We start from the raw sequence: 22,649 nt of genomic DNA, 5'->3' as shown, positions 1-22,649 counted from the left end.
GGGGACCGTGGTCCAACATTGCCCGGTGCCCGCTGCCCTGCTCGGTCCGGTCCTGCGCCACGTCGACACCTCCAGCGCCACGGTGTGGGTGGAGGTGGACGTCCCGGGCGTCGTGCACGTGGACGTGCAGCTGCCCGGCGCCTCCTGCGTGCGGGGGTCGGAGCCGACGCTGACGCTGCACGGGCACCACTTCGCGCTCGTGGTCGTCGAGGGGCTGCCGAGCGGGCAGGCGTTGCCGTACACGGTGTCCCTGGAGGGCCGGCAGATCTGGCCGCCCGTGTGGGACTGGCCGGCCAGCGAGATCCGCACCGCGGCGCCCGGCGCACCGGTGCGGCTGGCGTTCGGCTCCTGCCGCCGCGCCGGCGACGACGGCGAGGAGTCCACGCGGCTGGTCGGGGTCGACGCGCTGTCCGCGCTGGCGCGCCGGCTGCTGCAGGGCGGTGACCGGCCCGACGTCCTGCTCCTCGCGGGCGACCAGGTCTACGCCGACGACCCCAACCCCGGCATCGTCGAGCGGCTGCGCGAACGCAACGCCGGCCGCCCCGAGGGGGCTCCGGACGTCCGCGACGAGATCGGCGACTTCGAGGAGTACACCTGGCTCTACCACGAGACGTGGGGGCCGGACCCGGTGCGCTGGCTGCTGTCGACCGTGCCCACCTGCATGCTGTTGGACGACCACGACCTGCGCGACGACTGGAACACCTCCGACGTGTGGCGCACGCAGGTCGGCAAGCGGCCGTGGTGGCGCGACCGGGTGACGGGCGCGTTCGCGAGCTACTGGATCTACCAGCACCTGGGCAACCTGTCCCCCGCCGACCTGGCCGGCGACCGCCTGCTGCGGGTGCTGCGCGAGACCGGGGACGACGCCGAACGGGACGCGGTCCTCGACGAGTTCGCCCGCACGGCCGACACCCACCCCGGCACGGCCCGCTGGAGCTTCAGCCGCGACCTCGGCACGACGCGGCTGGTCGCGATCGACTCGCGCTGCTCGCGCCGGCTCACCCCCGGCGCCCGGTACATCACCGACGCCGCCGAGTGGGACTGGGTGCGCGGGCAGGCGCTGGCGCCGGGGGCGCGGCACCTGCTGCTGGCCACGACGCTGCCGCCGTTCCTGCTGCACGGCATCCACCACGCCGAGACCTTCGACGAGGCCGTGGCCGACGGCCGGTTCGGGCGCCGGGCCGCCGGCTGGGCCGAGAGGCTGCGGCAGGCCGCGGACCTGGAGCACTGGGCGGCGTTCCACCGCTCCTTCCGCCAGCTCGTCGAGCTGCTCGGTGAGCTGGGACGGCGCCCGGACGCGCCGGCGAGCGTGCTGCTGCTGTCAGGGGACGTGCACTGCAGCTACACCGCGCAGGTGCGGCTGCCCGGGGTCGACCCGGCCCGCACGGCCGTGCACCAGCTGGTGATGTCGCCGTTCCGCAACCCTCTGGACCGCGGCATGCAGCTGGCCAACCGGCTCCTGGACCGCCGTCCGGTGCGGGCCGTCCTGCGCGGGCTGGCGTTGCTGGCGGGGGTCCGCGAACCCGACGTCACGTGGCAGGTCGAGCACGGCCCGTGGTTCGAGAACGGGGTCATGACCGTGGTGCTCGACCCGGACGGGGCGGCCACCGTCGAGGTGGACCACGCCGGACGGTGCCAGGGCGCTCCCCGGTTGCGACGCACCGTGACCGTTTCGTTGACAGGTCGTCGCGGGTCGGTGTGACAACTGCGTTACGAAGGTCTGTCAGGTCTGCCTGAGCGCTTCACCTGCTGCTCACCTGGTCCACACTGTGCAGGCTCGTCGTTCGCCTCCGGAGGTTCCCGTGCCTGCTCGTCCCACCGCCCGCCGCTCCCTGCTCCTGACCCTGGGTGCCCTGACCACCGTCGGGCTGGCCGCCGCCGGCTGCGGGTCGGACTCGTTGTCCGGAGGTGGGTCCAGCAGTTCGACCACGACCTCGTCGGCCCCGGCCGTCAGCGCCGACGCCGCCCTGACCGCGATGCTGCCCCAGTCCGTGCAGGACTCCGGCACGCTGCGCGTGGGCACCAACGCCGAGTACGCCCCCAACGAGTTCCTCGAGGGGAACACGATCAAGGGCATGGACATCGACGTCATGAACGCCGTCGGCGCCAAGCTGGGCGTGACGGTGGAGTACTCCAACGCCAGCTTCGACTCCCTCATCACCGGGGTCTCGGGCAACCGCTACGACGCGGCGATCTCCTCGTTCACCATCAACGAGGCCCGCAAGCAGCAGGTGAACATGGTGCAGTACTACAACGCCGGCACCCAGTGGGCGACGAAGGCGGGCAACCCCGAGGGCGTCGACCCGGCCGACGCCTGCGGCAAGACCGTCTCGGTGCAGACCGGCACCACCCAGTCCGACGACGACCTGCCCGCCAAGCAGGAGGCGTGCACCGCCGCCGGCAAGCCGGCCATCCAGGTGCTGTCCTTCGACTCCCAGCAGGACGCCACCAACGCCCTCGTCCAGGGGCGGGTCCAGGCCATGCTGGCCGACTCCCCCATCGCCGCCTACGCCGTCCAGCAGACCGAGGGCCTGGAACTGGTCGGTGAGATCTACGACGCCGCCCCGTACGGCATCGTCGTGGCCAAGGAGCAGACCGGCACCGCCGACGCCATCTCCCAGGCGCTGCAGGAGATCGCCGACGACGGCTCCTACGCCGCGGCGCTGGCCAACTGGGGCGCCGAGGACGGGGCCGTGACCGAGTTCCCGGTCAACCCGTGACGCTCAGCGACACTCCCGACGGGGACCGGCCGGGAACGATCGACGCGGTCGAGGTCAAGCACCCCTGGCGCTGGGTCGCGATCGCCGTCATCGCCGTGCTGGTGCTCATGCTCGGGCACCTGCTGTTCACCAACCCCGCCTTCGACTGGGGCTTCACCTTCGAGGCGATGAACCAGAGCATCGTCATCAAGGGCTTCCTGCTGGGGACCCTGCTGACGACGGTGCTGGCCATGGTCATCGGTGTCCTCGGCGGGGTCCTGCTGGCGGTGCTGCGACTGTCGGGGAACCCCGTGCTGGCGGCGGTCTCGTGGGCGTACACGTGGTTCTTCCGGGCCATCCCGCGCTACGTGCTGCTGACGTTCACCGGCGGGCTGGGGGCGCTGTTCGCGACGGGGTTCTCCCTCGGGGTCCCGTTCGACTTCCTGCTGCACGACTGGTTCGGCACCCCTGAGCTGCGGTTGTTCACCGTGCCGCAGCAGACGATCTACGACGTCCTGGGCGGGGTCGTCGCCGGCGGGCTCATCGGCGGCATCCTCGGGCTGGGGCTGTCCGAGGCCGCGTACATGGCCGAGATCGCCCGCGCCGGTCTGCTGAGCGTGGACCGCGGCCAGCACGAGGCCGCCGAGGCGCTGGGCATGTCGCGCGGGCTGGCGATGCGCCGGGTCGTGCTGCCGCAGGCGATGCGCGTCATCGTGCCGCCGACGGGCAACGAGGTCATCGCCATGCTCAAGGACACCTCGCTGCTGGTGGCGATCCCGGTGAACCTGGAGCTGTTCTTCCAGCTCGGCCAGATCGGCCAGCGGACCTACCAGGTCGTCGCGACGAACATGGCCGCGATGCTGTACTACCTGATCGCGACCTCGATCCTCATGGTCGGGCAGTACTTCCTGGAGAAGCGGTTCGGCCGCGGGTTCGGGACGGGCCCGTCCAAGCGCGTCGCCGCGGCGGGCGTGTCGCTGGGCCCGGGAGGTGCGAAGTGATCCCGTTGGTCCAGGCGCGCAACGTGCACAAGAGCTTCGGGCACGTGGAGGTCCTCAAGGGCATCGACCTGGACGTGCACGCCGGTCAGGTCGTCTGCCTGCTCGGCCCGTCGGGGTCGGGCAAGACGACGTTCCTGCGCTGCCTCAACTCCCTGGAGCGCATCGACGGCGGCCGCATCCGGATCGACGGCGAACTCGTCGGGCTGGCCGAACGCGGCGGCCGGTTGCACCGGCTGACCGACAAGCAGATCGCCCGGCAGCGCCGGGACATCGGCATGGTGTTCCAGCGGTTCAACCTCTTCCCGCACATGACCGCGCTGGAGAACGTCGTCGAGGCGCCGGTCAGGGTCCGCGGGGAGTCCGGGGCGGACGCGCAGCGGCGGGCGCTGGAACTGCTGGAGCGGGTCGGGCTGGCCGACCGGGCGGGCAACTACCCGGCGCAGCTGTCCGGTGGGCAGCAGCAGCGCGTCGCCATCGCCCGGGCGCTGGCCATGCAGCCCAAGCTCATGCTGTTCGACGAGCCGACCTCGGCGCTGGACCCCGAGCTGGTCGGGGAGGTCCTGGCCGTCATGCGGGAACTGGCCGCCGACGGGACGACCATGGTCGTCGTGACGCACGAGGTGGGTTTCGCCCGCGACGTGGCCGACCAGGTGGTGTTCATGGACGCCGGGGTCGTCGTGGAGAGCGGCACCCCCGCCGAGGTGATCGGCAGCCCGCGCGAGGAACGGACCCGCACGTTCCTGGCCCGGATGCTGCAGGACCAGGCGGAGTAGCGGGCCCGCGCGACCTCCTGGCCCGGCCGGTGCGGGTCAGGGGGCCGTGGGCGCCACGGTGATCTCCTGGCTCAGGGCGCGCGAGACGCACGGCATGACGTGGTCCGCGCGCTCCTGCCCGGTCAGGACGAGGTCGCGGTGGTCGGCCTCCCCGGCGAGCAGGCGCAACCGGCAGGTGCCGCAGGTCCCCGACTCGCACGATCCGTCCACGTCCACGCCGCCGCTGCGCAGCGAGTTCAGCAGGCTCTTGTCGGCGGGGACCTCGATGCGCTGCCCGGTGGGCGCCCAGACGGCGGTGAACGGCGTCCGGCGGCCGCCGAGCGCGTCGACGCCGGCGAAGTCCTCGACGTGGACGCGGCTGGGCCGCCAGTGCGCCGTCAGCGCGAGGACCTCCTCGATCAGCGCGGTGGGGCCGCAGCAGTAGATCCGGGTGTCGTCGTCGGGGTGCTCCAGGTGGGGCCACAGGTCCAGCCGGCCGGAGGTGGCGCTGTGGTGCAGCAGCGTCCCGTCCTCGCTGAACTCGTCGAGGAAGGCGGTCTCCTCGGCGCTGCGGGTCAGGTAGAGCAGCTCGATCTGCGCTCCCCCGCGGGCCCGCAGTTCCCCGACCATCGCGCGGATCGGGGTGATGCCGATGCCGCCGGCGATGAACAGGTACCGCTTGGCGCGCTTGAGCGCGAAGTTGTTCGCCGGCCAGGTGACCTCCAGGACGTCGCCCGGGTGGACGTCGTCGTGCATGCTGACCGATCCGCCGCGACCGCCCGGGTCGCGGCGCACGCAGATCACGTACTGCTGCGGCGCGCGACCGCCGGGATCGACGAGGCTGTAGCTGCGCCGCTGCCCCGAGGGGGTGGTGACGGTGACGTGCGCGCCGCCCCGGTAGCCGGGCAGGGCCGCGCCGTCGGGATCGCGCAGGACGAACCGCGCGACCGCGGCGGTGAGGTCGTCGCGTTCGGCGACGACCAGGTGCAGACGCTCAGGCAACGGGAGCCCCCACGCGCACGTCGCCGTCGGTCAGGACCTGGACGTAGAAACCCATGTACTCGTGTCCGTAGGTCCGTGAGAGCAGTTGCGGGACGGGCAGGTCGCGTCGCCCGACGCCGGGGCGGACCTCGGTCGCGGCGCACCGCCGCGTCAGCTCCGTCCCGCGGACGCGGACGTCGCCGAGGGTGAACTCCTGCCCGACGAGGTCGAACTCGGACCACGGTTCGAGACCGTCGACGTGGACGTTGCCGCGGAAGCGCAGGGGGTCGACCTCCTCGCCGATGCGCTGCGCGAAGTCGCGGACCGAGGCGAGGTTGACCACGGAGACGTACTCCATCTGCTCGTCGGAGCCGTGCGCGGTGTCGGTGAAGCGCCGGCCCTCGTCGCGGGCGACGACGGGTTCGCTGCCCGGTGGCAGGTCCAGGACGCGGGCGTAGAAGGCGCGCAGGCCGGCCAGGCCCTCCTCCGTCGTCAGGTCGGCCGTCAGGACGCGGTGACCGCGGACGTCGACGGTGCAGGTGGACGTGGCGGTGTCGAGGTGGGTGGTCAGGCCGGCGAGCCGTTCCTCGGCGACGAGGACGTAGTACTCGCGCTTGGAGATGCCGTGCTGCATCCCCGGGACGTACTTCCCGTCCGGGCGGGCCAGGGCGATGGTGCGGTCGAAGGGGACGCCGCGCCCGGCGGTCAGGCGAACGCGGTCGAGCGGCTGGGGGGTCATGCCCTTGACGGGGTAGACGAAGAGGCCGTCGACGTGGGCGTTCACGCGGTGAGCCTACCGGTTGACGCTGATCTGACAGCACTGTTGTATCAGCGCTGTGACGTTCACCCCCTCCACCTCCTCCGGCCCGGGACCCGTGCTGCACCTGATCGCGGCCATGGACGAGGAGATCGCCCGGCTCTACGCCGAGCGCGGTCTCGGTCACGTCCGCCCGCGGTTCGTCCTGCCGCTGCTGCGGCTGCACCACGACGGCCCGGTGACGGTCGGGGCCCTGGCCGCGTCGACCGGGGTGACGCACTCGGCGATGAGCCAGACCGTGAGCGCCATGCGCTCGGCCGGACTCGTCGACAGCGCCCCCGGCCCCGACGCGCGGACGCGGACCGTCGACCTCACCGACGCCGCGCGCGACCTCGTGGGCTTCCTGGACGCGGAGTGGCGGGCCACCGAGGCGGCCTGGGACGAGGTGCAGGCCGGGCTGTCGACGCCGCTGCAGCAGGTGGTGGAGGAGATGACGGCGGCGCTGCAGCGCGAGTCGTTCCGGGACCGGATCGCCCGGCACCTGTGACGGACCTGCGGCCGCTGCGGCAGCGGGGCTTCCGCAGGGTGTGGCTGTCGGCGACGGCCACCGGGCTGAGCGGCCAGCTGGCCGCGACGGCCCTGCTGGTCCAGGTGCAGGTGGACAGCGGCAGCGTGCTGCTCACCGGACTCGCCGGTGCCCTCGCCGCGGTGGCGACGGTGGCGGGCAACCTCGTCGGCGGCGCGCTCGCCGACCGGTGCGAGCGGCGGCGGGTGGTCCTGGCCTGCACCGTCGCCGCCGCCGGCTGCGCGGCGGCCCTGGCGCTCGTGGCGGGGTCCGCTCCGCTGCCGGTGCTGCTGACGCTGGTCGCGGCGCAGACCCTGGCCGGGGCGTGCGGGGCGCCGGCGCGGCGGACGTTCCTGCGCCGGGTGCTGCCGGCCGCGGACGTGCCGGCCGGCGTCGCGCTGCTGCACCTGTCGTTCCAGGTCGGGCTGCTGGCCGGGCCGGCCGTGGGGGCGCTGCTGCTGTCGGCGACCGGGCCGTCGGTGGCGTACGGGGTGGACGCGGCGGCCGCGCTGGTGGCGGTCGCGCTGCTGCGCGGGCTCCCGGCGCACCGGTCCCCGCCCCGCCCTCCTCCCCGCTGGCCGGTGCCGTGCAGGTGTGGCGGCGGCCGGTGCTGCGCGGGGTGCTGCTGAGCGACCTGGCGGCGACGGTGCTGGCGATGCCGGTGAGCGCGTTCCCGGCGCTCGCGGTGGAACGGTTCGGGACTCCCGCGGCGACGGGGTGGTTCCTGTCGGCACTGGCCGCGGGCGGGATCGCCGCCGGGGTCCTCAGCGGGCGGGTGACGCGGTCGGGCGACCTGGGGCGCCGGGTCGTGCTCGGCGGCTGCGGCTGGGGCGTGGCGCTGACGGGTTTCGGGCTGTCGGACGGCGTGCTCTCGATCGGCTTCCTGGTGCTCGCCGGCGCCGCGGACACGGTGTCGGTCATCGCCCGCGGCGCCCTGGTCCAGCAGTTCACGCCCGAGGAGTTCCTCGGGCGGGTCAGCGCGCTCGAGAACGTCGTCGGGGTGGCGGGGCCGGGTTGCGGGAACCTGCGGACGGGGGCGGTCGCGGAACTCACGTCGCCGGGGGCCTCGGTGGCGCTGGGCGGGGTGTGCGCGGTGGCGGCGATCGCTGCGCTGTGGTGGCGATCGCCGCGCTGTCGCACCCACCGGTGTCACCACGTGGAGTGAGCCACGGGTGTCCCCGTTCCCTCGCCGCCACGACGTCCTCGGGACACCCGCACCTCCCTGCACGGCCGACCCGCTCCGCGCGAGGACCCCTCGGCCTCGCCTCGGAGCCTCACCGTCGGGACGACTCCCGGAGCGGCGCGTCGGGCTGGGCCGCCGCGCGCCTCAGACGCGGAAGGCGCCCACGGCCTCGCGCAGCCGCCCGGAGGTCTCGCGCAGCGCACCCACGGACGTGCGCACCTGCTCCAGGCTGGAGCGGTCCACGGCGCTGGCGCCCGCCACGGCCGTGAGCACCCCGGCGATCTCCTGGGTACCCCCCGCCGCGCCGGCCACCGTGCGGACCAGCTCACCGGTGGTCGCGGTCTGCTCCTCCACCGCAGCGGCGATGGTGGCCTGGTGGTCGTCGATGCGGGCGATGATCTCGGCGATGCGGCCGATGGTGGCCGCCGCGTCACCACTGCCGCGCTCGATGGCCGCCACCTTGCCGGTGATGTCCTCGGTGGCCTGCGCGGTCTGCTGCGCCAGCTCCTTGACCTCCCCGGCCACCACCGCGAAACCCTTGCCCATCTCCCCGGCGCGGGCCGCCTCGATCGTGGCGTTCAGCGCCAGCAGGTTCGTCTGCTCGGCGATCGCGGTGATGGTGCCCACGACGCTGGCGATCGCGCGGGTGGCCTGGCCCAGCTCGGCGACGGTGACGCGGGTGCTCTCGGCCGCCTCGACGGCTTCCCGGGCCACCGACGCCGACTGCGCCATGCCCGAGGAGATCTCGTTGATGGCCGAGCCCAGCTCCTCCGCGCCCGTGGCGATGGTGGCCACGTCGGCGGAGACGACCTCGGCCGAACGGGCGGCGCGGTCGGTGTCGCCGGTGGTCCGCTCGTTGGCGGCGGACAGTTCCTGCGCACGCCCGGCCAGTTCCTCGGCCATCCCGGCGACCTCGCGGGCGATGTCGCCGACGTCGGCGACGGTGCGGCGGGTGGCGGAGACCGCGGCGTCCAGCGCCTGCGCCATGCCGCGGAACTCGTCGCCGCCGTCGACGACGGGGACGACGGTCAGGTCGCCCTCGGCGACGCGGTGCAGGTCGGCGACGCTGCGGCGCAGCGGGCCGACGATGCTGCGGGTCAGGGTCACCAGCAGCAGCACGACCAGCACGGCCGCGACGGTCAGCGTGGCCACGACCAGGTCGCGGCTGTGCCCGGCGGCGGCATCGGCCTGGGTGGCGGCCGCCTCGGCGCGGGCTTCCACCGATGCGGACAGTTCCTGCGTGGCGGCCAGCATGTCCGCGTAGGCGGCGAAGCCGACCTCCAGGACCTCGGCCTCGGCGGCCGCGACGTCCCCGGCGCGGTACAGGGCCACAGCCCGGTCGTCGGAGGCGAAGTAGTCGTCCCACAGCGAGGCGACCTGTCCGGCGAGCTCACGCTCCCCGTCGGTCATGAGCTCGGTGGGTGCGGCCTCCAGGGACTCGCGCAGAGCCGCCGCGGAGGCCAGGAACCCGGCGCGGTTGTCGGAGGAGTCCTCCACGGCCGCGGGCAGTCCGAGACGGCGCGCGTCCCAGGCGTAGGCGGCCTGCCAGCCGCTGACGTCGGCGTCGTAGAAGCGCTGCTCGTCGACGAAGCGCAGCAGCTGGGTCATCTGCCGCTGCTCGGCCAGGGAGCGCGACTGCCCGGCGATGCTGACCAGCGCCGTGGCACCGGTGGCCACGAGCAGGGCGAGCACGATGCCGAAGCCGAGAGCGAGGCGGGTGCCCACCCGGGCGCGGCGCAGCAGGGACGACATGGCGGACGACCTTTCGCAGGACCCACGGGAGACGGATCAGGGCTCCCATCGGCGGGTCCGGCGACGGTCTGAGCCCGAGCTGGCCCTTCCCGGGGGACGCCGGAGGGGTGCCCTGGTAGGAAGCCGTCCGTGGACTCCCGCGCGCAGGAGCAGCGTCGCTGCTGGGACCAGCAGGCCGACACCTTCGACGAGGCGGCCGACCACGGCCTGCGCGACCCGGCGGTGCGCCGGGCGTGGAGCGACCTGCTCCTGCCGCTGCTGCCACCGGCTCCCGCCCGCGTCGCCGACCTCGGCTGCGGCACCGGCACCCTGTCGCTGCTGCTGGCCACGGCCGGGTACGCCGTGCACGGCGTCGACCTGTCGCCGCGCATGGTCGAGGTCGCCCGCGCCGAGGTCGCAGCCGCCGGGCTCACCGCGGCCTTCGACGTGGCCGACGCGGCCGCTCCCCCGGTCGCCGGACGTTCGGTCGACGTCGTGCTGGCCCGGCACGTGCTGTGGACCTTCGAGGACCCCGACGCGGTGCTGGCGACCTGGGCGGGACTGCTCTCGCACCGGGAGGCCTGCTGCTGCTCGTCGAAGGGTCCTGGGAGACCGGCGCGGGGATCGGTGCCCGGGACTGCGAGCACCTGGTCCGCCGGCACCGGGCCGAGGCGCGGGTGCGGACCCTGGACGACCCGGCGCTGTGGGGCAGGGAGATCCGCGACGAGCGGTACCTGCTCCTCAGCCGCTCCTGACCCCGAACCGCGCCACGCAGTGCCACACCCGTTTGAGCACCTGCTCGTCGAGCTCCCCCGTCCAGGTGGCCGCCCCGATCACGGCGGCATCGACGAGAGGTCCCAGCGAGGCACCCACCCGGGCGGTCGCCGCGCCGCGGAACGCGGCGACGTCCGGTCGTGCGAAGTCGCCGCGGGACAGGACGAACCCGTGGTGCCACTCGACGGGTGCGGGGAACCGGCGCGCGAGCTCCTCGACGGGGGAACCGCGGTGGCAGGGGTCCAGGACGAGCGCCTCGACGTCGCGGGCGAGCACGACGCCGCCGTGCACGTGCGCCTCGACGTAGTCGTCGAGCACGTCGCGACCGCCGGCGTCCGCGAGCGCCGTCAGGTCGCAGCGTTCGGCCACCCCGAGGTCGACGGGGTGGTCGGCCGAGTCGGGGAAGCAGAACGTCGTACGGGCCAGCACCTGCGGCCGCAGCCGCAGGTGCGCCGAACCGAAGCGCACCGACCCACCGGCCGCCCGGTGCCGGTGGTCCAGGGACCCGTAGACGGGGCGCTCGCCGGCGGGCGCGTCGTCGTAGGCGGCGCCGAACAGCCGGCTCTCCCAGTTCCACCGGTCGCCGCCGGGGTGCGCGGTCAGTCCACCGTTGCTGGTCCCGGTCGCGAACTGCGACAGGTACGTCCCGTCGTCCAGCAGCCGCCGCAGCGTGCTGCGGTCCGTTCCGTCGCGCACCCGGCGGTCGGGGTGGAAGTGGACGGTGACGCGCAGTCCGGCGGGCAGCGGTCGGCCGCGGGCACGGGCCCGCACGTGGGCCAGGGCGCGGTCGGCGGGGCTCACCACCGCCGGATCATGACACCGGAGCGTTGGCCGAGGCAGCGCGCCTCCCCTAGATTCCGACGCATGACGCTCGTTCCGTACACCGCAGGTGAGAAGCCGAGCCTGGTGGCCAGCCTGCAGCGACAGCGCGAGGCCGTCCTGTGGAAGCTGCAGGACCTGGACGACGAGCAGCTGCGCCGCCGCGTCGTCGGGTCGGAGATCACGCTGCTGGGCACCGTGAAGCACCTGGCGTCCACCGAGTACGGGTGGTTCTGCTCCACGTTCGGGCGCCCGAGCGACGAGATCGCCTCCGACGTCCTGGACGAGGACCCGCAGGCGGACTGGCGGATCCACCCGTGGGAGACGACCGAGGGCGTGCTGGCGTACTACGAACGTGCCCGCGCGGCGGCGGACGAGGCGATCCGCGAGGTGAAGATCACCGAGCGTGGCACGGCGTGGCACGGGGCGACGGTGACGATGCGGTGGGTGCTCATCCACATGATCGAGGAGACGGCGCGGCACGCCGGCCACATCGACCTCGTGCGCGAGCTCATCGACGGCCGCACCGGCGATCACCCGGAGGTCCGTACAGCCGCCGGATGATCTTGTCAAGAACTTCTGCTCCCCGGTCACTGAAGTTGCGGCACGCGGTGGCCGATGACACGCCGTGGCCATCTCCCTGCGTCCCCGCACGCTCCGCTCGCAGCTGCTGCTGCCCGGGGTCGGTGCCGTCGTCGTCACGGCCGGACTGCTGAGCGCGCTGTCGGCGTTCCAGGTGAGCGACCTGTCGCAGGACACCGCCTCCGACGTCCGTGCGATGTCCGAGCAGTCCCTGCACGACGCCGGCGCGCAGGTCCAGACGACCGTCTCCACCCAGGCCGCCGCGGTCCAGAGCTGGCTCGACACCGACCTGCGGGTCACCACCGCCCGGCTCTCGCAGTTCGGCGCCCCCGCCCTGGACGCCGGTGAGACCGCGACCTGGACGGCCACCAACCAGACCACCAAGGACGTCACGACCGTCACGCTGCCGCGGCTGGAGTTCGGCGGCACGTGGCTGGGCCAGCAGGCCGACCCGGACGTCGTGGTCCCCGGCATCGACGAGTCCGCCCGGCTGACCGGGGCGACCGTCACGGTCTTCCAGAAGATGAACGACGCCGGCGACATGCTGCGCGTGGCGACGACCGTCGTCGGGGCGAACGGCTCGCGCGCCATCGGCACCTACATCCCCGCCACGGCAGCCGACGGCACGCCCAACGCCGTGGTGGAGTCGCTGCTGGCCGGTGAGACGTACCACGGCACCGCGACCGTCGTGGACAAGCCGTACGTCACCGTCTACGAGCCGCTCACGGCCGGCGACGAGATCGTCGGGGCCGTCTTCGTCGGCCTGCCGCAGGCCGACGTCACCGACACCCTGCGCTCGGCGCTGGCGTCCTCCTCGGTCGGCAGCACGGGCTACTACGCGGTGTTCTCCGACGCCGCCGCCAGCAGGGGGACGGGGGTCGTGGCCCCCCGGGGCGGCACCGACGGCGAGTCCATGATCGAGGCGACCGACACCGACGGTCAGCCGTACGTGGCCGACCTCATCGCCGCGGCCGGGGAGCTGCCGGCCGGTGAGTTCACCACCCGCCAGGTGCGCCTGGACTCCGGCAGCTACACCGTCGGCATCTCGCGCTACCCGGCCTACAACTGGGTCATCACCAGCTGGCTGCCCGAGGCCGACACCACGGCCGTCACCGACCGGATCGCCGCCGGGGGCACCAGCCTGGTCCGCAACACCGTGCTGCTCGGCGTCGGCGTGGCGGTGCTGATGGCCGCCGTCATCGCCCTCCTGGCGCGCAGCCTGGTGCGCCGCATCGGCCGGCTCACCGACGTCCTGCGCCGCGTCGCGGCCCGTGACCTGTCCGCGCAGGTCCTGGCCGAGGGTGAGCAGTTCGGCGACGACGAGCTGGGCACGATGGGCCGCGCCCTGGACGAGGCCACCTCCGCCGTGCGCGACGCCGTCTCGGCGATGAGCGCCGGGGCCGCCCGCGTCACCGAGGCCGCCGAGCGGCTCGACGGGGCCAGCGACCGCCTGGCCGGGGCCGCCGACTCCACCGCCTCCGAGATCGCCACCGTCACCGGCGACGCCACCGGCGTCTCGGGCGGCGTGCACGAGGTCTCCGCCGCCGTGGAGCAGTTGCGCGCCGCGGCCGACGAGGTGTCGGCCACCACGAGCAACGTCACCGTCGTCGCGAGCGACGCCGTGCAGCTGGCGCAGGCCGCGACCGGCACCGTCGAGAGGCTGGGCGCCAGCTCGCAGCAGATCGCCGACGTGCTGCGCACCATCACCGCGATCGCGGCGCAGACGAACCTGCTGGCCCTCAACGCGACCATCGAGGCCGCCCGCGCCGGTGAGGCCGGCGCCGGGTTCGCCGTCGTGGCCGAGGAGGTCAAGGAGCTGGCCCGGCAGACCGCCCAGGCCACCGAGGAGATCGCCCCGACCCTGACCGCGGTGCAGTCCGAGGCCTCCACCGTCCGCGCGGACATCGCCCGCATCTCCGAGACCATCGCGCACATCGACGAACTGCAGGCGACCATCGCCGCGGCCGTCGCCGAGCAGCTGGCGACCACGACCGCGATCAGCGGCACGCTGCACGTCGCGGCCAACCAGTCGAGCGGCATCGCCACCGCCCTGGAGGGCACCGCCGGCGCCGTCCAGGGCACCAACGACGAGGTCCGCGCCGTGCGCGCCTCGGTCGAGGACCTGGCCGGGGTGGCCGGTTCGCTGGACGCCGAGGTGCGTCAGTTCACGCTGCGCTGATCGCGCCGGCGCTGCAGTTCCAGGGTGATCGCGTAGCCGTAGACGGTCAGCGCGGTGAACAGCCACAGCCACAGGCACACCGCGACCGCCCCGCCGACCTGGGTGTACCCGCCGAAGGGGGCACCCAGGTCGACCGGGATCGCCAGGAACAGCACGAAACCCTGCAGGAAACCCGACACGAACGCCCCCGTCGCGTACCCGCCCCAGATCGCCGCCCACCAGCCGGGCCGGTTCGGGCCGAGGACGCGGTACACGTAGACCAGCACCGGTGAGACGACGAGCCAGTCCACGTTGAGCGCGATGTAGACCGCCAGCGCCGAGCTGCCGAACGAGCCGGACCCGAACAACCGCACGAGGTAGGGCGCCACCTCCAGGACCGCCAGGAACCCCGCCGGGGCCAGCAGCAGCAGCGGCAGCGCCTGCAGCCGGACCTTCCAGGCCCCCACCCGGCCCTGCACCGCCGGTGGAGCCGGTTCGGGGTGCCGGACGCTGACCCGGGCCAGCCCCCGTCGCAGCCCCTCGCCGTAGACGGTCGCCGGGACGAGCGCGATGAGCACCGCGCTCCAGCCGACGTCGACGGCCGTCGCGGCGAGGTCGCGCACGACGTCGCCGGCGTTCTGCGCCGAGGGCAGCGCCCGGCCGACGGCGTCGGCCAGGGCGAGCACCTCGCCCGGGCCGACGACGAGCGCGATCAACCGCACCACGACCACCAGCGAGGGAACCAGCGCGATCGCGGCGTAGAACGTCACACCGGCCGAGACGAGGAACAGGTCGTGGCCCTGCAACCGCAGGTGGACGTCGCGGAACAGGCCGCGCAGGAACCTCATGCGCCCCGATCACGCACCCTGGGGCACGAGGCGCACGGGTTCGGGGGCGCGCGCGCCGCGGTAGGCGCGGCGGTAGGCGGTCGGGGTTGTGCCCACGAGGCGCAGGAAGTGCTGGCGCAGCATCGCCGTGGAGCCGAACCCGCAGCGACGGGCGACCTCCTCCACGCTCTGGTCGCCGTCCTCCAGCAGCAGCCGGGCCGCGGCGATGCGCCGCTCCAGCAGCCAGCGGTGCGGGGTGACGCCCGTCTCGGCCCGGAACCGGCGCGCGAAGGTGCGCGCGGACATGGCGGCCGTGCGCGCCCAGGCCGCGACGTCGATGTCGGTGTGCAGGTTGCCGGCGGCCCACTCCAGCGCCCGCCCCAGCGACTCGTCCGCGCACGGGCGCACGGGCGCCTCGACGTACTGCGCCTGACCGCCGTCACGGTGCGGGGGGACGACCATCCGGCGGGCGATGGCGGTGGCCACGGCCGTGCCGTGGTGCTCGCGGACCAGGTGCAGGGCCAGGTCGATGCCGGCCGAGGTGCCGGCGCTGGAGGCGACCGGGCCGTCCTGGACGTAGAGCACGTCGGGCACGACCTCGACGAGCGGGTACCGGCGGGCCAGTTCGGCGGCGTAGCGGTAGTGCGTGGTGGCGCGGCGGCCGTCGAGCAGCCCGGCCTCGGCCAGGGTGAAGGCGCCGCTGCAGAAGCTCGCGACCGTGGCGCCACGCTCGACGGCGCGGTGCAGGTGCCCGGCCAGGCGGTCGCTGCGCGATCCCAGGCTCAGCTCGGTGGGCGTCACGATGACCAGGTCGGCCTCGTCGAGACGGTCGAGGCGTTCGTCGGTGCTCAGGGTGAAGCCGTGCCGGGAACGCACCGGTCCCCCGTGCTCGGTGCACACCGCGAAGCGGAACGGCGGGACCCCGTCGTCGGTGCGGTCGATGCCGAACACCTCGCACGCCACCGAGAACTCGAAGGCCGAGAACCCCTCCTCCACGACGACGGCGACGTCGTGGAGGCCCTGCACCTGCTCCATGCCCGGCAGTGTGCCAGCGATCGGCGGGGTTGGCAGGATGTGAGCGAACCTCGGCAGAGCTGCCACTCGTTCCGGGGCCGGCCCGCGCGCACGCTGGGGCCGTGTCCACCGACCTGACAGCCCTGCTGCTGCTCCTGCTGCTCGTGGTGCTGGCCCTGACCGCACCCCGCTTCGGCGCCGACTCGCGGGCCTCGCGCGAGTGGTCCGACGACGGCCCGGTGCCCTACCCGGGCCGGCGCTGAGGCCGCGACCGCGACCGCGACCGCTCAGGCGACCAGGCCCAGGCGGCGCAGCTCGACGGCGAGGTCGTGCGGGCTGGAGGCGGCGTTCTGCGCGTCCTCCAGCGTCACGATCCCGTCCCGGACCAGCGTCACGAGGTGCTGGTCGAACGTCTGCATCTGGTAGTACTGCCCCTCGCGGATCAGGTCCGTGATGAGGTTCGTCTTGTCCGGGTCGGCGATCGCGTCGGCGATGCGGCCCGTGTTCACGCAGACCTCCATGACCACGCACCGGCCGGCGCCGTCGGCGCGCGGGACCAGCCGCTGGCAGACGATGCCGCGCAGCGACCCGGCCAGGGCCAGGCGCACCTGCTTCTGCTCGTGCGGGGGGAAGAAGTCGATGATGCGCGAGATCGTCTCGGCCGCGTCGATGGTGTGCAGCGTCGACATGACGAAGTGACCGGTCTCGGCGGCCGACAGCGCCGCCTTGACCGTCTCCTGGTCGCGCATCTCGCCGACGAGGATGACGTCGGGGTCCTGGCGCATCGCCGCCCGCAGCGCCGTGGTGAAGTCGGCCGTGTCCAGGCGCACCTCGCGCTGGCTGATCATCGACCGGTTGTCGGTGTGCAGGACCTCGATGGGGTCCTCGATCGTCACGATGTGGGACTCGCGCACGGTGTTGATGTGGTCGATCATCCCGGCCAGCGTGGTCGTCTTGCCCGAGCCGGTGGGGCCGGTGACCAGCAGCAGACCGCGGTGCTCCAGCGCCAGCTGCTCGATGACCGGCGGGACGCCGAGCCCGGCCAGCGGGACGGCCTGCGCGGCGACGCGGCGCAGCACCAGCCCGACCGACCCGCGCTGGCGGAAGGCGTTGACGCGGAAGCGGCCCGCGCCGCCCGGCAGGCTGTAGGCGAAGTCGGCCTCGTGGGTGCGGGCGAACTCCTCGATGAGGTCGGCGCGCAGGATCTGCTCCAGCATCCGCTCGGTGACCTCGGCCGTCAGGGGCGGGGCCTGCAGCGAGCGCAGCCGGCCGTCGATCCGGATCCGCGGCGGGGACCCCGCCTTGCAGTGCAGGTCGGAGCCGCGCAGGTCCACCAGCGCCCGCAGGTACGGGGTGATGAGCGGCTCGACGGGCGCCGCGGTGTGGCCGCCCGCCGGCGGCACCGGCGCCGTTCCTTCGCTGCCCTGGGTGATCGTCACCCCTGCGGCATCGGGCGCGGCGGGGGTGACCTTGAGCACCCCTCACCCCGTGGGACGATGGAGGCCGAGACCGGTCGACCAGAAGGAGGAGTGCCATGAGCAAGCGAGGCCGCAAGCGCCGCTCGCGCAAGGGCAACGGCGCCAACCACGGCAAGCGCCCCAACGCCTGAGCCAGCGCTCGAGACGACGAAGGCCCCGGATCCCTGAGGGATCCGGGGCCTCGTGCGTTCCCGCGCTCAGCGCGCGGTGACGCTCACCTCGGTGATCGAGACGAGGATGCGCGCCCGCAGCGTCTGGGGCGCCTCCTCGCAGGGGCAGCCCTCCCGGATGACGCGCTTGAGCTTCTCGTCCTCGGCCAGCTGCGCCAGGCAGCTCGCGCACTCCTCCAGGTGGGCCTGCAGCTTGGTGCAGTCGAGGTCGGCCATCTCGCCGTCGAGGTACTCGAACGCCCGCTCGAGCACCTCCCGACAGCGCGAGAGTTCCCCGGAAGCCCGACCCGACACCTCGTCCGACGTGCTCACGACGCTCCCTCCTTCTCGGCGGTGGCACCCGAGACACCCCGGTCGACGGCGTAGTCGCGCAGCAGTTCGCGCAGCTGGCGACGACCGCGGTGCAACCGGGACATCACCGTCCCGATCGGCGTGCCCATGATCTCGGCGATCTCCTTGTAGGCGAACCCCTCGACGTCGGCCAGGTACACCGCGAGCCGGAAGTCCTCCGGGACCTGCTGCAGCGCACGCTTGACGTCGGAGTCCGGCAGGTGGTCCAGCGCCTCGGTCTCGGCCGAGCGCAGGCCCCGGGAGGAGTGCGACTCCGCGCGGGCCAGCTGCCAGTCCTCGATCTCGTCGGAGTGCGACTGCTGCGGTTCGCGCTGCTTCTTGCGGTACGTGTTGATGTACGTGTTCGTCAGGATCCGGTACAGCCAGGCCTTGAGGTTCGTGCCGGGCGTGAACTGGTGGAACGCGCCGTAGGCCTTGGCGAAGGCGTCCTGCACCAGGTCCTCGGCGTCGGCCGGGTTCCGGGTCATGCGCAGTGCAGCGGAGTACAACTGGTCCAGGAAGGGCAGCGCGTCGCGTTCGAAGCGCGCCGCGCGTTCGTCGGCGGTCTCCTCGGACGGGACCCGCTCGGTCTGTTCGGTCATCGCGTTCGAGCCTAGGCCCTGCACGGCGACGGCGCTCCCGGCGCGGGGGCTGCGCACGTCCCGACGCCCCGGCGGGCCGGCGGTCCCACGCGAGGAGGCACGGGACTCGAGCCGGCGCGAGGACTCGCGGGCGGGTTCGAGTGGTGGTGCGAACGGCATGTCCTGCTGAACACGGACGGTGCGCCCACCATTCCGCTGCGAGGGATCCTCAGGCACCGAGCAGCTCTCCCGTGCGCAGGTCCACCACGCCCTGCAGCTCGGCCGGCGGCACCGGGTCCAGCAGGTCGTCGTCGCTGTTGCGCACGTCGCCGACCCTGTGCGAGACCGGGTGCGCCGCGAGCGTGCCGCCGGCGAACAGGTCGCGCGGGACCGCCTCGACCAGCGCCTGCACGTCGTCGGCCTCGTCGAGCGTGGGGTCCAGCCAGGCGTCGCGCAGGTCGCGCGGGACCACCAGCGGCATCCGCTCGTGCAGCCGGTCCAGCCCCTGCTCGGCCGCCGTCGTCACCACGGCGAAGGAGACCAGCCAGCGCGAGGGGTCCTCGGCCGGCTTGGAGGGGTCCTTCCAGAACTCGTAGACGCCGGCCAGCGACAGCACCGAGGAGTCGGCGTTCGCCACCGCGAAGGGCTGCTTGAGCGGTCTGCCGTCCGCGGTCGTGGCGGTGCCGCCGGCCTGCCACTCGTACCAGGCGTCCACGGGCACCAGGCAGCGCCGGGCGAGCGCGGCCCGGGCGAACGCGGGCTTGGACAGCAGCGACTCCACACGGGCGTTGACCATCCGCGCACCGCCGGAGGCGTCCCCGGCCCAGCTCGGCACCAGTCCCCACCTCAGCGCCCGCAGCGAACGGGTGGGCGGGGCGTCGGGTTCGCCCTTGCGGAAGCGCTCCAGGACCACCGGGGGTGTCGTCGTCGGGGCCACGTTGGTGGACAGCGTCACCTGCGCCCCCTCGGACAGGGTGTTGTCGTCGACCTCGAACTCGGTGACGAGGTCGTCCAGGTCCCGACGCAGGGCGTAGCGGCCGCACATGGGCCACACCCTGCCAGCCCGCTGCGACACGGGCCCCCGTTCGCGGCGGTCCGGCGAGTGCGGTAGGCAGTCCCCATGACTGTGGTGCGACGACTCGCCCGCCCGATGCTCGCGGCGATCTTCATCAAGAACGGCATCGACCAGGTACGGCACGCCGGGGACCTCGCACCCTCGGCCGAACCGCTGGTGCACCGCGTGGCGGGGCCGCTGCGCCTGCCCGACGACCCGGTCCTGCTGGTCCGTCTCAACGGTGCCGCGATGGCCGGCGCGGGTGTGCTGTTCGCGCTGGGCAAGGCGCCGCGCCTGTCCGCCGTGGTCCTGGCCGCCACCGCCACGCCCAGCGCGTACGTCAACCACCCGTTCTGGTCCGAGAAGGACCCCTCGGTGCGCTCGGAGGTCCTGGAGGACTTCCTCACCGACCTGGGCCTGCTCGGCGGGGCGCTGCTGGCCGCCGTCGACACCGCCGGCAAGCCCGGCGCCCTGTGGCGCGGCAAGCGCGCCGGCAGGGACGCGCAGCGGCTGGCCAGGCTCGCCGCCCGCGAGGCCGTGCACGCCGCCGAGGTCGGCAAGAAGGACGTGCAGCTCGCGGCGGCCAAGCTGGGCTGAGGGGGTCCGCCCACAGGCGTGACCCCGCTGGTCGCGTCGTGGCGTGGGGGGCTGCGAGGATGCCTCACGTGAGCCCGAGCGAAGCGCACCTCGACCCCCACGCCGAACCCCCGTCCAGACCCTCGAGCCCGTCCGCGGCCGCCGTGGCCGACGAGCTGTGGCCGGCCCCCAAGGCCGCCGGCCCGCTCGACGCGGTCGTGCACGTGCCGGGCTCGAAGTCGCTGACGAACCGCTACCTCGTGGTGGCCGCGCTCGCCGGACGTCCCTCGCTGCTGCGCAACCCCCTCGTCTCGCGCGACACCGTGCTCATGGCCGACGCGCTGCGCCACCTCGGCACCGACGTCGCCGACGGCGGGCACGAGGCCGAGGGCGTCGGCCCGGCGGACTGGGTGGTCCGCCCCGGGCCGGTCACCGGCGGCTCCCGCATCGACTGCGGCCTGGCCGGCACGGTGATGCGCTTCCTGCCGCCGGTCGCCGCCCTGGCCGACTCCCCCGTCGAGTTCGACGGCGACGACCGGGCCCGCGAACGCCCCATGGGGGCCGTCGTCGAGGCCGTCCGCCAGCTCGGCGCGACCGTCGACGACGGTGGTCGCGGAGCGCTGCCGTTCAGCGTGACCGGTCCCGCCGGCGGCCTGGTCGGCGGCACCGTGCGCATCGACGCCTCGGCCTCCAGCCAGTTCGTCTCCGCCCTGCTGCTGGTCGGGGCGCGCACGCGCGAGGGGCTCGAGGTCGTCCACGACGGCCCGCCCATCCCGAGCCTGCCGCACATCCGGATGACGGTGGAGGTGCTGCGCGACGCCGGCGTGCTGGTCGACGACAGCACCCCGGGCCGCTGGTTCGTCGAACCCGGCGAGATCAACCCCCTCGACGTCCAGGTCGAACCGGACCTGTCCAACGCCGGCCCCTTCCTGGCCGCCGCGGCCGCCGCCGGTGGCCGCGTGCGCGTCCCGGGCTGGCCGCAGTCGACGACCCAGGCCGGTGACCTGCTGCGCGACGTGCTCGACTCCATGGGCGCCGAGGTGAGCCTGGACCGCGACGGGCTGCTCGTCGAGGGCACCGGGGAGCTGTACGGCGTCGACCTGGACCTGCACGAGGCCGGCGAGCTGACGCCCGTCATCACGGCCCTGGCGGCGCTGGCCAGCTCCCCCACCCGGTTGCGCGGCATCGCCCACCTGCGCGGGCACGAGACCGACCGGCTCAAGGCCCTCGTCACCGAGGTCAACGCCCTCGGCGGGCGGGCCGAGGAGACCCTCGACGGTCTGCTCGTCCACCCCGAGCCCCTGCACGGCGGGGTGTTCCGCAGCTACGCCGACCACCGGATGGCGACCGCCGGCGCGGTCCTGGGCCTGGTGGTCGAGGGTGTCCTGGTGGAGGACATCGCCACCACCCGCAAGACGCTGCCCGACTTCCCCGGGATGTGGGCGGCCATGCTGGCGGGGGTCCGGGCCTGAGCCCGGGCCAGCGCGGGCCGGCCCGCCGGTACGACGAGGACGACGTCCGGATCCGCCCGAACCGGCGCGGCTCGCGGCCGCGCACCAAGGACCGCCCGGCGCACGCCGACGCCGTCGACGGCTTCGTCGTCGCCGTCGACCGCGGGCGCTCGCAGGTCCTGGTCGGCGAGGGGACCGAGCGCAGCCGTGTCGTCACCGCCATGCGGGCCCGTGAGCTGGGCCGGCAGGGCGTCGTCGTCGGCGACCGGGTGGGTCTGGTCGGCGACGTCTCGGGCGCCACGGACACGCTGGCCCGCATCGTGCGGATCGACGAGCGGCGCACGGCGCTGCGCCGTTCCGCCGACGACACCGACCCCATCGAGCGCGTCGTCGTGGCCAACGCCGACCAGCTCGTCGTCGTCACGGCCGTGGCCGATCCCGAGCCGCGGTCCCGGATGGTCGACCGCTGCCTGGTGGCCGCCTACGTCTCGGGCATGCAACCGCTGCTGTGCCTGACCAAGGGCGACCTGCGACCGGCCGCGGAGGTGCTCGACACCTGGGCGCCGCTCGGCCTGGACGCGGTCGTCACCTCGCGGGGAGCCGAGGGCCTGCTGGGGCTGCCGGAGGTCCGCGAGCGCCTGCAGGGCCGGATCAGCGTGCTCATCGGGCACTCCGGGGTCGGCAAGTCGACGCTGGTGAACGCGCTCGTCCCCGACGCGGGCCGCGCGACCGGGCACGTCAACGCGGTCACCGGCCGGGGGCGGCACACGTCCACGTCGATGGCCGCGCTGGCGCTGCCCGGCGGCGGCTGGGTCATCGACACGCCGGGGGTGCGCTCGTTCGGGCTGGCCCACGTCGATCCCGAGTCGGTGCTGCGCGCGTTCCCGGACCTGCTGCCCGGCGAGGCCGGGTGCCCCCGCGGGTGCACGCACGACGAACCGGACTGCGCCCTGGACGCCTGGGTCGCCGACGGCCACGCCGGGGCGGCCGGCCCGGCGCGGCTGGTCTCGTTCCGGCGGCTGCTGGTGGCCCGGCGCACCACCCGTGAGGACCAGGTCGCGGACGACCGTCGCGGCCGGCAGTCGCCGGAGCCGGACGGGGGTCCGGAGCCTCGCTGACGGGACGCCGGACGAACACGGGCGGTTCCGCACCGATGCCCTAGGGTG

25 protein-coding genes and 1 pseudogene are annotated in these 22,649 nt (G+C 74.1%); 16 read left to right on the top strand and 10 right to left on the bottom strand.

What is annotated here, in order from left to right; genetic code table 11:
* The first annotated feature begins 25 nt into the window (after nt 1-25).
* From ACRYR2_RS18185 to ACRYR2_RS18170, 4 genes are all read left to right on the top strand, one after another.
* On the top strand, nt 26-1,702 hold the full coding sequence (locus ACRYR2_RS18185) for a DUF7800 domain-containing protein (RefSeq protein WP_432564305.1): 1,677 nt from the start codon (nt 26-28) through the stop codon (nt 1,700-1,702).
* A 100-nt stretch (nt 1,703-1,802) separates the two neighbouring features.
* A complete protein-coding gene (locus ACRYR2_RS18180) occupies nt 1,803-2,720 on the top strand; it encodes an ABC transporter substrate-binding protein (RefSeq protein WP_432564304.1) in 918 nt (305 codons plus the stop codon).
* Nucleotides 2,717-3,700: an amino acid ABC transporter permease gene (locus ACRYR2_RS18175; RefSeq protein ID WP_432564303.1), complete on the top strand. Its 984-nt coding sequence runs from the start codon at nt 2,717-2,719 to the stop codon at nt 3,698-3,700. Before ACRYR2_RS18180 ends, ACRYR2_RS18175 begins: the two co-directional genes overlap by 4 nt.
* Nucleotides 3,697-4,473: an amino acid ABC transporter ATP-binding protein gene (locus ACRYR2_RS18170; RefSeq protein ID WP_432564302.1), complete on the top strand. Its 777-nt coding sequence runs from the start codon at nt 3,697-3,699 to the stop codon at nt 4,471-4,473. Before ACRYR2_RS18175 ends, ACRYR2_RS18170 begins: the two co-directional genes overlap by 4 nt.
* Nucleotides 4,474-4,509: 36 nt before the next feature.
* Here ACRYR2_RS18170 and ACRYR2_RS18165 read toward each other — a convergent pair whose 3' ends face one another.
* Complete coding sequence (locus ACRYR2_RS18165) at nt 4,510-5,454, bottom strand: PDR/VanB family oxidoreductase (RefSeq protein ID WP_432564301.1); 945 nt, start codon at nt 5,452-5,454, stop codon at nt 4,510-4,512.
* Nucleotides 5,447-6,217: an MOSC domain-containing protein gene (locus tag ACRYR2_RS18160; RefSeq protein ID WP_432564300.1), complete on the bottom strand. Its 771-nt coding sequence runs from the start codon at nt 6,215-6,217 to the stop codon at nt 5,447-5,449. Before ACRYR2_RS18160 ends, ACRYR2_RS18165 begins: the two co-directional genes overlap by 8 nt.
* 52 nt (nt 6,218-6,269) lie before the next feature.
* On the opposite strand from ACRYR2_RS18160, the gene ACRYR2_RS18155 reads away from it, so the two are divergent.
* Genes ACRYR2_RS18155 through ACRYR2_RS18145 form a run of 3 tightly spaced genes read left to right on the top strand, consistent with a single transcriptional unit; the run spans nt 6,270 to nt 7,920 of the window.
* Nucleotides 6,270-6,737, top strand: coding sequence for a MarR family winged helix-turn-helix transcriptional regulator (locus tag ACRYR2_RS18155; protein WP_432564299.1), 468 nt, complete (start codon nt 6,270-6,272; stop codon nt 6,735-6,737).
* Nucleotides 6,734-7,384, top strand: a complete 651-nt coding sequence (locus tag ACRYR2_RS18150; RefSeq protein WP_432564298.1) for an MFS transporter — start codon at nt 6,734-6,736, stop codon at nt 7,382-7,384. The genes ACRYR2_RS18155 and ACRYR2_RS18150 overlap by 4 nt, the downstream gene beginning before the upstream one ends.
* The gene (locus ACRYR2_RS18145; RefSeq protein ID WP_432564297.1) at nt 7,363-7,920 is read left to right on the top strand and encodes an MFS transporter; all 558 of its coding nucleotides are present in this window, start codon (nt 7,363-7,365) and stop codon (nt 7,918-7,920) included. Before ACRYR2_RS18150 ends, ACRYR2_RS18145 begins: the two co-directional genes overlap by 22 nt.
* A 162-nt stretch (nt 7,921-8,082) precedes the next feature.
* Here the strand turns inward: ACRYR2_RS18145 and ACRYR2_RS18140 are convergent, their stop codons facing one another.
* Nucleotides 8,083-9,690 carry a methyl-accepting chemotaxis protein gene (locus tag ACRYR2_RS18140; protein ID WP_432564296.1) on the bottom strand — a complete coding sequence of 536 codons (1,608 nt, stop codon included), beginning with the start codon at nt 9,688-9,690 and terminating at the stop codon, nt 8,083-8,085.
* Between the two features lie 129 nt (nt 9,691-9,819).
* Between ACRYR2_RS18140 and ACRYR2_RS18135 the strand changes: the two are divergent.
* Both ACRYR2_RS18135 and ACRYR2_RS18130 read left to right on the top strand, forming a co-directional pair.
* Nucleotides 9,820-10,191: pseudogene (locus ACRYR2_RS18135) on the top strand (methyltransferase domain-containing protein); the annotation flags it as partial.
* Nucleotides 10,185-10,424: a hypothetical protein gene (locus ACRYR2_RS18130; RefSeq protein WP_432564295.1), complete on the top strand. Its 240-nt coding sequence runs from the start codon at nt 10,185-10,187 to the stop codon at nt 10,422-10,424. The pseudogene ACRYR2_RS18135 and the gene ACRYR2_RS18130, both read left to right, overlap by 7 nt.
* Here the strand turns inward: ACRYR2_RS18130 and ACRYR2_RS18125 are convergent.
* Nucleotides 10,411-11,244 carry a DUF3626 domain-containing protein gene (locus tag ACRYR2_RS18125; RefSeq protein ID WP_432564294.1) on the bottom strand — a complete coding sequence of 278 codons (834 nt, stop codon included), beginning with the start codon at nt 11,242-11,244 and terminating at the stop codon, nt 10,411-10,413. The two genes, ACRYR2_RS18130 and ACRYR2_RS18125, sit on opposite strands and share 14 nt — an antisense overlap.
* Nucleotides 11,245-11,307: 63 nt before the next feature.
* Here ACRYR2_RS18125 and ACRYR2_RS18120 point away from each other — a divergent pair, with 63 nt between their 5' ends.
* A complete protein-coding gene (locus tag ACRYR2_RS18120) occupies nt 11,308-11,826 on the top strand; it encodes a DinB family protein (RefSeq protein ID WP_432564315.1) in 519 nt (172 codons plus the stop codon).
* 64 nt (nt 11,827-11,890) lie between these two features.
* Nucleotides 11,891-14,023 (top strand): methyl-accepting chemotaxis protein, encoded by a 2,133-nt coding sequence (locus ACRYR2_RS18115; RefSeq protein ID WP_432564293.1) that lies wholly within the window; start codon nt 11,891-11,893, stop codon nt 14,021-14,023.
* Here the strand turns inward: ACRYR2_RS18115 and ACRYR2_RS18110 are convergent.
* Nucleotides 14,005-14,850 carry a YihY/virulence factor BrkB family protein gene (locus ACRYR2_RS18110; protein ID WP_432564292.1) on the bottom strand — a complete coding sequence of 282 codons (846 nt, stop codon included), beginning with the start codon at nt 14,848-14,850 and terminating at the stop codon, nt 14,005-14,007. The two genes, ACRYR2_RS18115 and ACRYR2_RS18110, sit on opposite strands and share 19 nt — an antisense overlap.
* 9 nt (nt 14,851-14,859) lie before the next feature.
* A complete protein-coding gene (locus tag ACRYR2_RS18105; RefSeq protein ID WP_432564291.1) occupies nt 14,860-15,864 on the bottom strand; it encodes a GlxA family transcriptional regulator in 1,005 nt (334 codons plus the stop codon).
* A gap of 101 nt (nt 15,865-15,965) precedes the next feature.
* Here ACRYR2_RS18105 and ACRYR2_RS18100 point away from each other — a divergent pair, with 101 nt between their 5' ends.
* Nucleotides 15,966-16,106, top strand: coding sequence for a hypothetical protein (locus tag ACRYR2_RS18100; RefSeq protein ID WP_432564290.1), 141 nt, complete (start codon nt 15,966-15,968; stop codon nt 16,104-16,106).
* A 24-nt stretch (nt 16,107-16,130) separates the two neighbouring features.
* Here ACRYR2_RS18100 and ACRYR2_RS18095 read toward each other — a convergent pair whose 3' ends face one another.
* The gene (locus ACRYR2_RS18095) at nt 16,131-17,246 is read right to left on the bottom strand and encodes a type IV pilus twitching motility protein PilT (protein WP_432564314.1); all 1,116 of its coding nucleotides are present in this window, start codon (nt 17,244-17,246) and stop codon (nt 16,131-16,133) included.
* A gap of 131 nt (nt 17,247-17,377) precedes the next feature.
* Here ACRYR2_RS18095 and ACRYR2_RS18090 point away from each other — a divergent pair, with 131 nt between their 5' ends.
* Nucleotides 17,378-17,452: a 50S ribosomal protein bL37 gene (locus tag ACRYR2_RS18090; protein WP_375791718.1), complete on the top strand. Its 75-nt coding sequence runs from the start codon at nt 17,378-17,380 to the stop codon at nt 17,450-17,452.
* Between the two features lie 66 nt (nt 17,453-17,518).
* On the opposite strand, the gene rsrA is transcribed toward ACRYR2_RS18090, so the two are convergent.
* The 3 genes from rsrA to ACRYR2_RS18075 are packed head-to-tail and all read right to left on the bottom strand — an operon-like array spanning nt 17,519 to nt 19,447.
* Entirely contained in the window at nt 17,519-17,803 is a 285-nt protein-coding gene (gene rsrA / locus ACRYR2_RS18085) for a mycothiol system anti-sigma-R factor (RefSeq protein WP_432564289.1), read from the bottom strand.
* Complete coding sequence (locus ACRYR2_RS18080; protein WP_432564288.1) at nt 17,800-18,582, bottom strand: sigma-70 family RNA polymerase sigma factor; 783 nt, start codon at nt 18,580-18,582, stop codon at nt 17,800-17,802. The genes rsrA and ACRYR2_RS18080 overlap by 4 nt, the downstream gene beginning before the upstream one ends.
* A gap of 49 nt (nt 18,583-18,631) precedes the next feature.
* Nucleotides 18,632-19,447 (bottom strand): SOS response-associated peptidase, encoded by an 816-nt coding sequence (locus ACRYR2_RS18075; protein WP_432564287.1) that lies wholly within the window; start codon nt 19,445-19,447, stop codon nt 18,632-18,634.
* 75 nt (nt 19,448-19,522) lie between these two features.
* Between ACRYR2_RS18075 and ACRYR2_RS18070 the strand changes: the two genes are divergently transcribed.
* From ACRYR2_RS18070 to rsgA, 3 genes are read left to right on the top strand one after another with little or no spacing between them, the layout of a single operon-like run.
* Nucleotides 19,523-20,053 carry a DoxX family protein gene (locus tag ACRYR2_RS18070; protein WP_432564286.1) on the top strand — a complete coding sequence of 177 codons (531 nt, stop codon included), beginning with the start codon at nt 19,523-19,525 and terminating at the stop codon, nt 20,051-20,053.
* A 59-nt stretch (nt 20,054-20,112) separates the two neighbouring features.
* Nucleotides 20,113-21,504, top strand: a complete 1,392-nt coding sequence (aroA, locus tag ACRYR2_RS18065; RefSeq protein WP_432564285.1) for a 3-phosphoshikimate 1-carboxyvinyltransferase — start codon at nt 20,113-20,115, stop codon at nt 21,502-21,504.
* Nucleotides 21,471-22,601, top strand: a complete 1,131-nt coding sequence (gene rsgA, locus ACRYR2_RS18060) for a ribosome small subunit-dependent GTPase A (RefSeq protein ID WP_432564284.1) — start codon at nt 21,471-21,473, stop codon at nt 22,599-22,601. Before aroA ends, rsgA begins: the two co-directional genes overlap by 34 nt.
* Nucleotides 22,602-22,649: the final 48 nt, after the last annotated feature.

It is taken from the genome of Kineococcus deserti (genome assembly GCF_050871945.1).
In the GTDB taxonomy this organism is placed as follows: domain Bacteria; phylum Actinomycetota; class Actinomycetes; order Actinomycetales; family Kineococcaceae; genus Kineococcus.
Note: the sequence above shows the minus strand (reverse complement) of the source record. Positions and strands in the feature narration are given on the sequence as shown.